Here is a 13,252-nt window from a genome sequence, read left to right on the forward strand (position 1 = left end):
CCCAGTGGGTTAATTACTCGTCCGGCACCCCTCCCCCCGCTCACTCCGTCCCCGGGCGGAGTCCCCCGAAGGAGTACGCCGTGTCCGTCCCCGCCCCCGCCTCCCAGGGCGCCGCCCCGCCCGGCCAGCCCAGGAAGGCCGCCACAGCCGCCTGGATCGGCAGCGCGCTGGAGTACTACGACTTCTTCATCTACGGCAGCGCGGCCGCGCTGATCTTCCCGGAGGTCTTCTTCGACGAGTCCGACCCGGCCACCGCGACGCTGCTGTCGCTGGCGACGTTCGGCGTCGCGTACGCCGCGCGTCCGGTCGGCGCGTTCTTCCTCGGGCACATCGGCGACCGCATGGGCCGCAAGAAGATCATGGTCTTCACCCTGATCCTCATGGGCGTGTCCACGTTCCTCATCGGGTGCCTGCCCACGCGCGACCAGGTCGGCGTCCTCGCCCCGGTCCTGCTGGTGCTCTGCCGTGTGCTCCAGGGCATATCGGCGGCGGGGGAGCAGGCCAGCGCCAACTCCATGACCCTGGAGCACGCGCCGCCGCACCGACGCGGCTTCTTCACCAGCTTCACCCTCAGTGGCACCCAGGGCGGCCAGTTGCTCGCCACCCTGGTCTTCCTCCCCGTCGCGGCGCTCCCCGAGGACCAGTTGCTGGCCTGGGGCTGGCGCGTGCCGTTCTGGCTGAGTGTCGTGGTCGCCGCGGTGGGCTACGTCATCCGCCGCAGGCTCGACGAGACTCCGGCCTTCGCCCAGCAGGTGGCCACGGAAGGCGTCGTGAAGATGCCGCTGGCCGTGCTGGCGCGCGACCACTGGGCGGACGTCCTGCGGGTGGTGGCCGCCGCGCTGATCGCCTCGGTCAGCACGATCTTCACGGTGTGGGCGCTGGCCTTCGCCACGAGTGACTCGGTCGGCATGTCCCGCACCGCGATGCTGTGGGTGGGCGCCCTCGCCAACGTCGCCGCGCTTGCCGCCATCCCGCTGTGGGCGATGCTGTCCGACCGGATCGGCCGGCGCCCGGTGTTCCTGATCGGCGCGGTCGGCAGCGCGGTGACGATGTTCCTGTACCTGTGGGCGATCTCGACCGGCTCCTACGCGCTGACGTTCCTGCTGGGCATCGTCGCCTTCGGTGTCGTCTACAGCGCGGCGAACGGCGTGTGGCCCGCCTTCTACGGCGAGATGTTCTCCACCCGGGTGCGGTTGTCGGGCGTGGCCATCGGTACGCAGATCGGCTTCGCGGTGGCCGGGTTCGCGGTCACCTTCGCCGCGCGGATCGCCGGCCCGGACGGCGACGACTGGTTCGCGGTGGCGCTCTTCACGGCGGCGCTGTGCGTCCCGCCGGTGATCGCCGCGCTCACGGCCCGCGAGACCCACACGGTCCCGACGGAGGAACTCGGCGAGGGTGTCCGCCGGAAGGGGGCACGGCCGGAGCCGGAGACGGTGCGGGCCTGACACCCCGGGCCGGGCTCCTTCCCGAAGCACCGCCATGCCCTGACCGGCAGCGACAAGGTGTCATCCGCGTCGAGGCCGGTCAGGCCGCCATGGAGGGAAAGCCCGTCCAGCACAGCTCGGCGGGCAGGTGGCGCATGTCGTTGGTGACGAGGACGGACGCCGCCCGGCCGGGCGCGTAGCGGATGACGGTGAGCGCCGCGTTGCCGTGGTCGAGGCCGAGCCACCGCCACTTCGGCGCGTGCAGGGCGTCGCGGACGAGCCAGGCGATGAGGAAGTTGTGGGTGACGACCAGTTCGTGCCGGTCCCGCGTGCCGTCCGTCACCGCCCCCGTGAAACGGCGCAGCGCCTGACGGGCGAGCCCGGGTCCGCGCCTGCGTTCCTCGTCCGTGGCACCGGCGAGGAAGTCGAGGTAGAAGTCCGCCGACCCGGCCGGGAGTTCGTCGCGTTCCGGAATGTGGGGCACGTAGTCACCGGCGCTCTCCGCGACGCGCGGAGTGAGACCCTCCAGTTCGTCCGTGATCAGGCGCGCGGTCTCTTCCGCCCGCGGCAGGGGGCCGTGGTGGACGGCGGTCAGCGGAACGTCGCGCAGGCGCCGGCCGAGCAGCGTGGCCTGTCGCCGGCCGGCGTCCGTCAGCCTGCTCTCGTCCGCAGAAGCCTCGCCGTGCCGCGCGAGATAGAGGTAACGGGTGGCCGTGCCGGTCATCTCGGATTCCTCGGGGCGCTGTGGGGATCTTGTGCTTCCACGGACGCCGGCCCCCCGCGCCCCGGTTCCCTTCCACCCCGAACCTCGCGCACGTACGGTCCCGCAGGCGCGTCAGCGCACGACCTCGGCCCAGACCACCTTGCCGGTGTCCGTCCACCGCACCCCCCACCGGCTGGTGAGCCGGTGCACCACGTGCAGGCCGCGGCCCCCGTCGTCGAGGAGCCCGCCCCGGCCCAGCCGCGGTCGGCCGTTGCCGGTGTCGCCGACCTCGCACAGCAGCCCGGGACCGGCCCTGATCAGCCGTACCGTGACGGGGCCGCCGGCGAACCGGACCGCGTTGGTGACCAACTCGCTGACCAGGAGCAGCACGGTGTCCCGGGTGGTGTCCCTGGTGCGCCACTGCCGCAGCAGCGCGGAGACCAGCGCACGGGCCCGCGCGGCCGCGTCGTCGCGGGCGGGCAGCCGCCAGGTCGCGGTGTCCCCCTTGCGGTAGCCGATCATGCGCGCGAGCAGCAGGGTCACGTCGTCGCGCTGACGCGTCGGCATCACCTCGGAGACCACCCGCCGCGCCGCCTGCTGAAGCGTGTCCCACGGGTGCACCGCGGACACGGCCTCCGCCAGCCTGCCGATGCCCTCGTCGATCGGCACGGCCGGGTCCTCGACCAGGCCGTCGGTGTAGAGGGCGAGCAGCGAGCCCGGGGGCGCGGAGAACGTGTGCACACCGAACGGCTCCCGCAGCGCGAACTCGGCGCCCAGGCCGGGGTGCGGCTGGACCGGCAGAGGGCCGGCGTGCCCGTCCGGCGAGACCAGGATCGGAGGCAGGTGGCCCGCGCTGGACAGTGCCACACGGTGGCTGACGGGATCGTAGACGGCGATGCAGCAGGTCGAACCGAGGGCGCTGTAGCCGGCCGCCAGTCCGGACTCCGAGTCGTCCAGCAGGGTCACGGTCTCGTCCAGGTGCTCCAGCACCTCGTCGGGCGCCAGGCCGGCGGACAGCAGGGCGCGTGCCTCCATGCTCAGCTGCCCCATGGTCGCCGCGGCCCCCAGGCCGTGCCCGACGACGTCGCCGACGACCAGCGCGGTACGGCCGTCCGGCAGCGGAAAGCTGTTCACCCAGTCACCGCCGACGCCCGCGCTGTCGGGAGTGGTGGGCTGGTAGACGCTGGCGGTCTGGACGGTGCCGCCGCCGGAGCGCGGCAGCAGCCGGCGTTGCAGGGCCAGCACCTGGGTGTGCTCGCGCTGGTGCCGGCGGGCCAGGTCCACATGGTGGGAGGTCCTGGCCACCAGCTCCTGGAGGTCCAACAGCTCACTGTCGGCGAAGGGGCGGTCCGCCCGCCGCCACACCTCCGCCACGCCCAGGACGACCGGCGGATCGCCCTCCAGGACCAGCGGTACGCACGCCACCCCCGCCGACCGGTCCCCGGGCACCAGGGCCCGCACCAGCCGCGGGCTGCCGAGCACCCGCTCGATCGCCTCGCGGTCGGGCAGGACGATGGACTGCGGGGCGTCGGCCCGCCGTATCGCCTGCGACAGCAGGCGGCTCGCGTCGCTGGGAAGATCCTCGCCGAGGGTCACATAGCCCTCGGGCCACGCCCGGTCCGGCACCAGGGCCGCCCGCCGCAGCCGGATGCGGCCCTGCGCCCGGTCGGTGACACCCTCGCCCGTCCACACGGCGAAGTCGAGATCGACGGCGGCCACGTCCCCCCACGCGAGCAGGGACTCCGCCAGCGACTGCGCCGTCTCGCCGATGTCCAGCGACATGCCGATCGCGGTCTCGGCGGCGTACAGGTGCAGCCGCCTGGCCATGGCGATCACGGAGACGGTCAGGCCCTCCTGGGGTGCCGCCGCGGGCAGGATGCTCATCGAGACCACCAGCTCCGACCCGTCGCGGCGGCGCAGGCGCTGGACCCGGGCCACGTGGGCCTCGCCGGTCTCCAGGACCTGGCGCAGCCGCCGGGTGACCGTCGGTACGTCACCCTGGGGCAGGAGATCGACGAACGGGCTTCCGATCACGGCGTCCAGTCCCGCGAAGACGGGGGCGTCGAGATTGCGGTGGGTGACTCTCAGCTCCCGGTCCAGATTGACCGCGCCGAGGATCTGCTCCGGCCGGCCCCCGGCCGGATGATCGTGCTCCGGTGATTGCCCGGCGGGGTCGTCCCGGGACTCGGCGGGATCGGCCGCCGCCGCTCCGTCACGCGGGATGTAGCGCCCGAGGGCACTGCTGACCAGGTCGAACGGCGACGAGGACGAAGGGGAGGGTGTGGAGTCCATGCGGCTCCCTCAGCTCACTCGCCAACCCCGGCACAGTGCCGGGGCCGTACTCGAACCCGTGCGGAAGAGCCCCCGAGCATCCCGGCCGCACACCCCATTCAATAACACCGGCGGACGCTTCGCCCACACCAGCGGACCGCGCGACGACCACGGAAGGTGACCGGGGGGTCTAGAGCCACTCGCCTTCCAGGGCGGTGGCCGTGAGGCCGGGGGCGGCCGCGTAGAGGACGGCACGGCTGCCCGACTTCTGCCCGGCGTCGTGCGCCCGGCGCAGGATGTCGAACACGGCGGCGCCCCCGCGGTTGCCGCTGGTGTAGCTGTCCCGGCTGTACTCCAGGAGCCCCGAGGGCCACGCGTCGGGCATCGTCTGCTCCATGTACTCCAGCACCCGGGTCCCGCCGGGGTGCGCGAGCAGGACGTCGGGGTGCCAGGAGGCGGGGTCGTCCCCGTAACGGACGCGCAGCCACTCCCACATCGCGGTGACCGTGTCCTGCACCGCCCGCGGCCCGCGCCGGTCCATCACGAAGTGGGTGCCGTCCGCCCGCGTCTCCAGGCGGTGCAGGTGCTGTGTGTCCGGCAGGGTGCGGTGCCAGGCGGTGTCCAGCCGGAGCACCGACTCGCGCCTCGGGCGGCCCGTGACCACCGCGGCGACCGCGGTGTCCGCGAACAGCAGCCGGACGATCAGGGACTCCAGGGTGTCGTCCGCGGGCTGGTAGGTCGTACTCAGCGCCTCCGAGATCACCACCAGGACCACCCGGTCGGGGTCGGCCGCCACCAGGTCCGCCGCCAGCGCCAGGGAACGGGTCCCGGCCACGCAGGCCCACTGGGTGGCCGGCAGCAGCAGGGCGTCACCGCGCAGCGGCAGGCGGTTGGCCAGGGCCACGTCCAGTCCGGGCAGCGCCGGGGTGGTGGAGTTGCTGGTGATCAGGCAGTCGACGTCCGCGGGGTCCAGCCCGGCGATCTGCAGGGCCCCGCGCGCCGCACGTTCCCCGTAGGACTGGACGGCCTCCCAGGCGGGGGCGGTGCGTTCCTGGACGGTCTGCGGCGCGGGCACCGTCCCGAGGGCGGCGATCACGCGGTCCGCGTCCTGCTCGGTGAACCCGTCGCGGGCCAGCGCCGCCCGGACGGCCCCGGGGCCGGCGGTCCCCAGGGCGCCGCCGTTGCCGGGCGCGACGGCGGCCTGGAGGGGAAGCATCCAGCCGCGGGTCTCGATGCCCGTACTGGCCGCTATGCCGTCGATCCGCGGCGCCCACGCCGCGTCCGGGTGCCGGTCGCGCACGTCCGCCACGATCTCGCTGGTCTTCACGGAGTGCTCGCCGTGTATCACGGCGGGAGCGCACAGGTAAGCGGCCACGATCGGCACCTTTCGGAGGGGAGCGGTGGGGGGAAGTGGGGTCTGCGTCACGAGCGCTGTGGCACGGCTCACTCGACCGCGACGCGACCAAGTCATCGGCGCTGCGCGCGACTTCGCGCGGCACCTCTCACTTCGAGCATGGACGCGAAAAGGGCATTTCCGCAGTGACCCACGCAACGTGGGCAGGTGTGGGATGCGTGAGACGGCGCACACGCCGAACGCCGTCCGGACGGCGGGCGGTGGTGACGGTTGCTACCGGCCGGGCCGGTGAAGTGCCGTGATGCCGGCCAGGACGAGGGCGATTCCGGAGAGGAACTGCTCGCGGTCGTCGTGGCCGCGCACCTGGGCCGCCACGGCCCGGGTGAAGGGGTACTCGTCCGGGTCGAGCCCTTCCCACGCCGTCGACACGGTGTCCAGGAACTCGTCCCGGTCCACGTCGTGTCCCGCCGGGCCGGCGCTCGCGGAGTTCACGGCGTTCTGGCCGGCGGCGCCGAGGATGTAGTGCGTCAGTGCCGAGGTTGCCGTGAACCAGTCGGCCTCCGGGACGCCCATCGCCCGGACCTGGCGGCCGAGGCTCTCGAAGATCCGCGGTGTCACCGTCCCCCAGGGGGTGCGGGACAGCTGCGTCGCGAGCTGCGCGGCCAGCCACGGGTGCGCTTCGGTCGCGTCGAACAGGCCGAGCGCGACGGCGCGGATCGCGTCCTCGGGCGAGTCGGCGGTACCGGTGGGGCCGGCGGTCACGGCGCCGGAGACGACCGCTTCCGTGGCGGTGGCGAGCAGTTCGGCCTTTCCCGTGATGTGCCAGTAGATCGCGCCGGGGCCGGTCGAGAGGTGCTCGGCCAGCGCGCGGAAGGTGAGGCCGCGCTCTCCCACGCTGTCCAGCAGTTCGACGGCGGCCCCGACGATGCGCTCCCGCGAGAGGGGTTCCTGCCGCCGTTCCGGACGACGCGACCTGGTTGCCATGCCCCCCATCCTAGACCGCCTGGAACGCCGTTCCAGCTTGACATTCACTGGAACGGCGTTCCACTCTGGAGGTGCTGGAACGTCGTTCCAGTCCCCGTCGGTCTCGTCGGTTCCCCACCCCCGCGGCCGCGATCAGGAGGTACGCACCATGACCACGCACGTCACGATCGTCGGCGCCGGACTCGGCGGCCTCACGCTCGCCCGCGTTCTGCACGTCCACGGAATCCCGGCCACGGTCTACGAGGCCGAGGCGTCCCCGACGGCCCGCGCCCAGGGCGGGATGCTCGACATACACGAGCACAACGGCCAGCCCGCCCTGCGGACCGCGGGGCTGTTCGAGGAGTTCCGCGGCCTCGTCCTGGAGGGCCGCCAGGCGAGCCGGGCCCTCGCCCCGGACGGGACGGTCCTGTACGAGGAGGGCGACGACGGCACGGGCGGCCGGCCCGAGGTGATGCGCGGCGAACTGCGGCGGATGCTGCTCGACTCACTCCCGGCCGGCACCGTCCGCTGGGGCCGCAAGGTCCGTGCCGCCCGCTCCCTCGGCGACGGCCGCCACGAGGTGGCGTTCGCCGACGGCACCCGCGTCGTCACGAGCCTGCTGGTCGGCGCGGACGGCGCCTGGTCCCGGGTGCGACCGCTGCTGTCCGACGCCACGCCCGAGTACGTCGGCATGTCGTTCGTCGAGACCTGGCTGTACGACGCCGACGTCAGGCACCCGGCCACCGCGAAGGCGGTCGGCGACGGCGCGATGTTCGCCCTCGCGCCCGGGAAGGCGATCCAGGCCCACCGGGAGAGCGGCGGGACCCTGCACGCCTACGTGGCCCTGCGCAAACCGCGGGAGTGGTTCGACGGCCTCGATCTCGCCGGGGCGGCGGGCGCGGCGCGGGTGGCGCGGGAGTTCGCCGGATGGGCACCGGAGTTGACCGCGCTGATCACCGACGCCGACGTCGCACCGGTCCTGCGTCCGCTCCACACCCTCCCCGCCGCGCACCGGTGGGAGCGGGTGCCGGGAGTGACCCTGCTCGGCGACGCGGCCCACCTCATGCCCCCGTCCGGCGAAGGCGCCAACCTGGCCATGTACGACGGCGCCGAACTCGGCATGGCCCTCGCCGCGCACCCCGGGGACGCGGAGGCCGCGCTCGCCGCGTACGAACGGGACCTGTTCCCGCGCGGTGCGGCGGAGGCCGCCGACGCGTCCCGGCTGTACGCCCTGATGTACGGCGACGACGCACCGCACGGCCTGATCGCCATGTTCGCCGGACAGAAGTAACGGGCGGTGCGGTGGCCCCGGGCCGACCACCGCCCGCCCACGGCCGGGCCCGCCCGGGTTCAGGCGGACGTCGGCGTATCCCTGGGCAGCGTCCGGGTGACCCGTCCACCCTCGTCACCCCGCCGTGGGCGGAGGCGGGAGGCCAGACTCCAGCGGCCCGGACCGACGGCGGCGACCAGGAGGAAGGACCAGCAGAACATGGCCGCCGGCTCCCCGCCGTTCTGGATGGGGAAGAGCCCGTCGGGCTGGTGCTCCACGAAGTAGGCGTACGCCATGGACCCGGAGCACACCAGGGCGGCGGTGCGGGTGGCGAGGCCGCACACCACCAGGCTGCCGCCGACGAGTTGCACCACGGCGGCCCACCAGCCGGGCCATGCGGCGAAGCCGGGTGCGGCTCCGTGCGGGCCGCCCAGGACGTCGAACAGGGTGGCCGCTCCGTGGCAGGCGAACAGCAGACCTACGACGACGCGGAACAGTGCGATCACGTGCTCCCTGCGTTTCTCCAGCGCTTCCAACGGTGGTGCTCCTCTCTTTGCGCAGCACGGGGCTGGGTGCGGGGGCGTCCCGAGGGAGGAGGGAGACGCATGACCCATTCGACTTTTCACCATCACGAGGACCCTTGTCTAGACCAATAGCGCGACGAGTTGCCGTCGGTGACGAGCAGGTCCCCTTTTCCGGAAAGCCGGTAAAATAGATCAAATGCGGAAAGGGGGCCGTGATGGATCCGTGGCTGATCTGGCTGATCGTTTCGGCGGTCCTGGTCGTGGCGGAGATCTTCACCCTGACCGCCGCGCTCGGAATGCTGGGAGTGGCCGCGCTGATCACGTCCGGATCCGCGGCGGCGGGTCTTTCCACGCCTTTTCAATTCCTCGTTTTCACGGTCGTCTCCGCGGTCACCCTCTTCTTCCTCCGCCCCGTCGCGCTGCGCCACCTCGTCCAGCCCCAGACCCAGCGGTTCGGAGTGGACGCCCTGATCGGCCAGGCCGCCTACGTCGTCTCCGACGTGACCGGAAGGGAAGGCCGGGTCCGCATCGGCGGTGAGGAATGGACGGCCCGTTCCTACGACGAGACGCTGGTGATTCCCCGGGGTGCGACCGTCGACGTCCTGGAGATCAGCGGCACCACCGCATTCGTCTATCCCCGGGAGTGACCATGGAAGCCTCGGCGTTCCTCATCGCCGGTGTGATCGTCGCGCTTCTCGCCGTTTTCACCGTGGTGCGGGCGGTGCGCATCGTGCCGCAGGCCCGCGCCCGCAACGTCGAACGGCTCGGCCGCTATCACCGCACGCTGAAACCCGGCCTCAGCGTGGTCATCCCGTACATCGACCGCGTCTATCCGGTGATCGACCTGCGCGAGCAGGTGGTCTCCTTCAAGCCCCAACCGGTCATCACCGAGGACAATCTGGTCGTCGAGATCGACACCGTGCTGTATTTCCAGGTCACGGACCCGCGCGCGGCCTTCTACGAGATCGCGAACTTCCTCCAGGCGGTCGAGCAGCTCACCGTCACCACCCTGCGCAACGTCGTGGGATCCATGGACCTGGAGAAGACCCTCACCTCGCGCGACACCATCAACAGTCAATTGCGCGGGGTGCTCGACGAGGCCACCGGAAAATGGGGGCTGCGGGTGAACCGGGTGGAGATCAAGGCGATCGACCCGCCGCAGTCCATCAAGGACGCCATGCAGAAGCAGATGCGGGCCGAGCGGGACAAGCGGGCCGCGATCCTCGGCGCGGAGGGCCAGCGCCAGTCGCAGATCCTCACCGCCGAGGGCGACAAGCAGGCCGCCGTCCTGCGCGCCGAGGGCAACCGCACCGCCGAGATCCTCAAGGCGGAGGGACAGTCCCGGGCCATCGACGAGGTCTTCCAGGCCGTGCACCGCAACGACCCCGACCCCAAGCTCCTCGCCTACCAGTACCTCCAGGTGCTGCCCCAGCTGGCGCAGGGCTCGGGCAGCACGTTCTGGGTCATCCCCAGCGAGGTCACCTCCGCGCTCCAGGGAGTGTCCCGCGCCTTCACCGAAGCGCTGCCGCAGTCGCCGGCCACCCGGGAGAGCCCGTCGACGGACGACGGGGCCGCCCAGGCGGCCAACGACACGGCGCAGGCCGCGGAGGCCGCCGCCCAGGCCCTCGCCGACGCGGCCAGGGCCAACGGCGTGCCCACCGAGGCGATGCGGCCCGCCCCCGTGGCCGAGGACCGCTGACCCCCCAGCTCCACGCGAGGTCGCCATGTTCGATGTGCCCTTCTGGCTCTGGGCGGCCTTCGCCGCCACCGTCGTCGTCTCGCTCGCCGTCGACCTGCTGGCGCACCGCAGCGCCCACGTCATCGGCTTCAAGGAAGCGGCCGTCTGGAGCGGTCTGTGGGTGGGCCTGGCCCTCGCCTTCGGCGCGGTCGTCTTCCTCGTCCTCGGCGGTACGGCGGGCACCGAGTACACCACCGCGTGGCTGCTGGAGAAGAGCCTCTCGGTCGACAACCTCTTCGTCTTCGCCCTGATCTTCGCCTACTTCAAGGTCCCCCGCGCCTACCAGCACCGGGTGCTGTTCTTCGGCGTCATCGGCGCCCTGGTGTTCCGCGGCGTCTTCCTCGCCGCCGGTGTGGCCGTGGTCAACCGGTTCACCGCCGTACTGTTCGGCTTCGCGGCCGTCCTCTTCTACAGCGTCTACAAGATCCTCAAAGGCGAGGAGGAGAGCTTCGACCCGGGCCGGAGCTTCGCCGTGCGGCTGCTGCGCAAGGTCGTCCCCGTGCGGGACACGTATGCGGGCCAGAAGTTCTTCGTGAAGGAAGCGGGCAAGCACGTGGCGACGCCGCTGCTCGCCGTCGTCGCCGCGATCGAGGCGGCAGACCTGATCTTCGCCGTGGACAGCGTGCCGGCCGTGCTCGCCGTCAGCGACGACACCTTCATCGTCTACACCAGCAACGCCTTCGCCATCCTCGGCCTGCGCGCCCTGTACTTCATGCTGTCGGGGCTGCTGGAGCGCTTCCACTACCTGAGTACCGGCCTGGCGGTCATCCTCGGCTTCATCGCCGTCAAACTCATCCTCCAGGCGACGCACAAGACGATCAGCCCGGCCGTGCCGGAGATCCCGTCACTGGTGAGCCTGGCGGTCATCGTCGTGGTCCTGGCGGTCTCGGTGACGCTGAGCCTGCGCCGCCCCGCCGACACGGAGCACGGGAAGAACGGGGAGAACGGGAAGAACGGGGAGGAGGACGGCGCGGGCGCGCTTCCCGGGTCTTCCGGACGTAAGGTAAAGTAAAGGCAAAGAGGCGTTCAACGGTCTCACGAGCGTGGGTGTGGGCATCATGAGCAGTCACACGCAGAAGACGAGAACACCGCGGCAGGTCGACGCGCAGTACGAGGACATCTGCCCGACCTGCGGCCACCGGGTCCCCGCCGAGATCCACCGGCACAAGACGCTGGGGATCACCGTCCCGGTCTGGGCCCCCGGCACCTGCCGGAATCCGGACTGCGGGAAGCGCGACGGCGACACCGTCAGCCGACCGCCGGACCGGTGACGGCCCGGCCCTCCGCGTCGTAGGGCCAGACGTTGGTGCGGCAGCCGTGCAGGCCCTTGATCTGCTGCATCATCACCGGCGCCGGACGCCCCGCCCCGGGGCAGCCCTCGTGCCCGTGGCCGAGGAAGTGCCCCACCTCGTGGTTGATGATCAGCGCCCGGTACGACGTCACGTCGTCCGCGTAGTACTGCGTGGCCAGCAGCCACCGTTTGAGGTTGACCATGACGTCCTGGCCCACGTTGCAGTTGACCTCGCCGCCGGTGTCCAGGCCGTACCGGCCGCATATCTCGTCCACCGTCCCCGCGGTGGCGAGCCGTACCCGGAAGTCGGAGGCGCCCCCGGACACCCGCCGGAACCCCACCTTCCCGTCGGCCGTCCAGCCCCGCTCGTCGGCCAGGACGCGCTCCACCTCGGCCGCGACGTCCCGCGCCGGGATCCCGATGCCGTCCTCGACCTGCACCACGTAGGTCAGCGTCCGCGCGCTCCCGCCGACCCGGTCACCGCCACCGCCCGCGGTGGCGAACGTCCCGGGTCCGGACGACGGAATCGAGTCGGGGTCCGGCTTCTCCTCCTTGCCCTTCTCATCCTCCTTGTCCTGCCCCGTCTCCTTCTTCTTCTCCGTCTCCTTGGCCGGGGCGGCCTGAGTCCCGTCCTCCGGTGCCTTCTCCGTCCCACCGGCCGTGGGCGACTCGGACCCCTGGGCCGCCGAGGACGTACCGGCCGTGCCGGTGGAGCCGCCGGAGGGCTCCGTGGCCCCCTTGAGGGCCAGACCGCCGGCGAGCACCAGGACGGCCCCGGCCGCGAGACCCGGCCACAGCAGGCGGGGCCGCCCGCCGCCCCGGTGGCGGGAGCGACCGCCTCGGCGGCGGCCCGTGGCGGAGGACGGCGGGGGAGTCGGTCGACGGCGCTTGCTCATGATCACAAAGGGTGCCCGGGGCGTGTGATCGCCCGTGGACGGCTTTTGGACCGCTGTGTAACAGCCGTCACCCGCGCTCGGTCTCCCACCCGCGCACGCGCATACTGAGCCCCATGCCACGGGTCCTGATCATCGAAGACGACCGCGCCGTCCGGGACGGCGTACGACTGGCCCTGCGCCGGCAGGGGCACGAGGTCGCCGCGGCCGCGACCGGCGAGGACGGACTGGAGCAGCTCCGGTCCTTCCGTCCCGACGCGGTCGTCCTCGACCTGATGCTGCCGGGCATGTCCGGCCTGGAGGTGTGCCGCCGCATACGCGCCCACGACCAGGTGCCGATCATCATGGCCACCGCCCGCGGCGACGACACCGACATCGTCGTCGGACTGGAGTCCGGCGCCGACGACTACGTCGTCAAACCGGTCCGCGCCCGGGTGCTGGACGCGCGCATACGCGCCGTACTGCGCCGCGTGGGCGGCACGGCGGACGAGCAGGGCAGCGCGCGCACCGAACACCACGGCGACCTGGTCATCGACCGGGCCGGACTGACCGTCACCCACCAGGGACGACCCGTCGCCCTCGGCCCCTCCGAACTGCGGCTGCTGCTCACCCTGTCCGCCTCGGCCGGTCAGGTGTTCAGCCGCCAGCAGCTCCTGGAGGCGGTGTGGGAGCACAACTACCACGGCGACGCGCGCCTCGTGGACGCCTGCGTCAAGCGACTGCGGTCCAAGATCGGTGAACCGCAGGGCAGTCCGCGCTACGTCCACACCGTGCGCGGCTTCGGCTACCGGTTCGGGCCTCGGTGAGAGTTCCCCGGGTGC

The 13,252-nt window shown here is 72.2% G+C and carries 13 protein-coding genes; 7 read left to right on the plus strand and 6 right to left on the minus strand.

Going from position 1 to position 13,252, the window contains the following annotated elements; all coding sequences use genetic code 11:
* Nucleotides 1–80: 80 nt before the first annotated feature.
* Nucleotides 81–1,445 carry an MFS transporter gene (locus ACIRGB_RS31200; RefSeq protein ID WP_403872045.1) on the plus strand — a complete coding sequence of 455 codons (1,365 nt, stop codon included), beginning with the start codon at nt 81–83 and terminating at the stop codon, nt 1,443–1,445.
* 79 nt (nt 1,446–1,524) lie between these two features.
* On the opposite strand, the gene ACIRGB_RS31205 is transcribed toward ACIRGB_RS31200, so the two are convergent.
* The 4 genes from ACIRGB_RS31205 to ACIRGB_RS31220 form a co-directional block, all read right to left on the minus strand.
* Nucleotides 1,525–2,148: a histidine phosphatase family protein gene (locus tag ACIRGB_RS31205; protein WP_403872047.1), complete on the minus strand. Its 624-nt coding sequence runs from the start codon at nt 2,146–2,148 to the stop codon at nt 1,525–1,527.
* A 111-nt stretch (nt 2,149–2,259) separates the two neighbouring features.
* Nucleotides 2,260–4,419, minus strand: a complete 2,160-nt coding sequence (locus ACIRGB_RS31210) for a SpoIIE family protein phosphatase (protein ID WP_403872049.1) — start codon at nt 4,417–4,419, stop codon at nt 2,260–2,262.
* Nucleotides 4,420–4,588: 169 nt separating this feature from the next.
* Entirely contained in the window at nt 4,589–5,773 is a 1,185-nt protein-coding gene (locus ACIRGB_RS31215; protein WP_403872051.1) for a type III polyketide synthase, read from the minus strand.
* Nucleotides 5,774–6,025: 252 nt separating this feature from the next.
* A complete protein-coding gene (locus tag ACIRGB_RS31220; protein ID WP_403872053.1) occupies nt 6,026–6,736 on the minus strand; it encodes a TetR/AcrR family transcriptional regulator in 711 nt (236 codons plus the stop codon).
* Nucleotides 6,737–6,884: 148 nt separating this feature from the next.
* On the opposite strand from ACIRGB_RS31220, the gene ACIRGB_RS31225 reads away from it, so the two are divergent.
* Complete coding sequence (locus ACIRGB_RS31225; protein WP_403872055.1) at nt 6,885–8,006, plus strand: FAD-dependent oxidoreductase; 1,122 nt, start codon at nt 6,885–6,887, stop codon at nt 8,004–8,006.
* 59 nt (nt 8,007–8,065) lie between these two features.
* Here ACIRGB_RS31225 and ACIRGB_RS31230 read toward each other — a convergent pair whose 3' ends face one another.
* The gene (locus ACIRGB_RS31230) at nt 8,066–8,521 is read right to left on the minus strand and encodes a DoxX family protein (protein ID WP_403872057.1); all 456 of its coding nucleotides are present in this window, start codon (nt 8,519–8,521) and stop codon (nt 8,066–8,068) included.
* A 203-nt stretch (nt 8,522–8,724) separates the two neighbouring features.
* Between ACIRGB_RS31230 and ACIRGB_RS31235 the strand changes: the two genes are divergently transcribed.
* The 4 genes from ACIRGB_RS31235 to ACIRGB_RS31250 are packed head-to-tail and all read left to right on the plus strand — an operon-like array spanning nt 8,725 to nt 11,518.
* The gene (locus ACIRGB_RS31235) at nt 8,725–9,156 is read left to right on the plus strand and encodes an NfeD family protein (protein WP_403872059.1); all 432 of its coding nucleotides are present in this window, start codon (nt 8,725–8,727) and stop codon (nt 9,154–9,156) included.
* Nucleotides 9,157–9,158: 2 nt separating this feature from the next.
* Complete coding sequence (locus tag ACIRGB_RS31240; RefSeq protein WP_403872060.1) at nt 9,159–10,208, plus strand: SPFH domain-containing protein; 1,050 nt, start codon at nt 9,159–9,161, stop codon at nt 10,206–10,208.
* A 25-nt stretch (nt 10,209–10,233) separates the two neighbouring features.
* Nucleotides 10,234–11,259, plus strand: a complete 1,026-nt coding sequence (locus ACIRGB_RS31245) for a TerC family protein (protein WP_403872062.1) — start codon at nt 10,234–10,236, stop codon at nt 11,257–11,259.
* Nucleotides 11,260–11,305: 46 nt separating this feature from the next.
* On the plus strand, nt 11,306–11,518 hold the full coding sequence (locus ACIRGB_RS31250; protein ID WP_403872064.1) for a hypothetical protein: 213 nt from the start codon (nt 11,306–11,308) through the stop codon (nt 11,516–11,518).
* Here ACIRGB_RS31250 and ACIRGB_RS31255 read toward each other — a convergent pair.
* Nucleotides 11,496–12,434, minus strand: a complete 939-nt coding sequence (locus ACIRGB_RS31255; protein WP_403872066.1) for a DUF3152 domain-containing protein — start codon at nt 12,432–12,434, stop codon at nt 11,496–11,498. The genes ACIRGB_RS31250 and ACIRGB_RS31255 overlap by 23 nt on opposite strands.
* Nucleotides 12,435–12,547: 113 nt before the next feature.
* Between ACIRGB_RS31255 and ACIRGB_RS31260 the strand changes: the two genes are divergently transcribed.
* Nucleotides 12,548–13,237 (plus strand): response regulator, encoded by a 690-nt coding sequence (locus ACIRGB_RS31260; RefSeq protein WP_403872068.1) that lies wholly within the window; start codon nt 12,548–12,550, stop codon nt 13,235–13,237.
* Nucleotides 13,238–13,252 lie beyond the last annotated feature (15 nt).

Origin of the sequence: Streptomyces sp. NPDC102490 (assembly GCF_044765285.1) — a bacterium.
GTDB lineage: Bacteria > Actinomycetota > Actinomycetes > Streptomycetales > Streptomycetaceae > Streptomyces.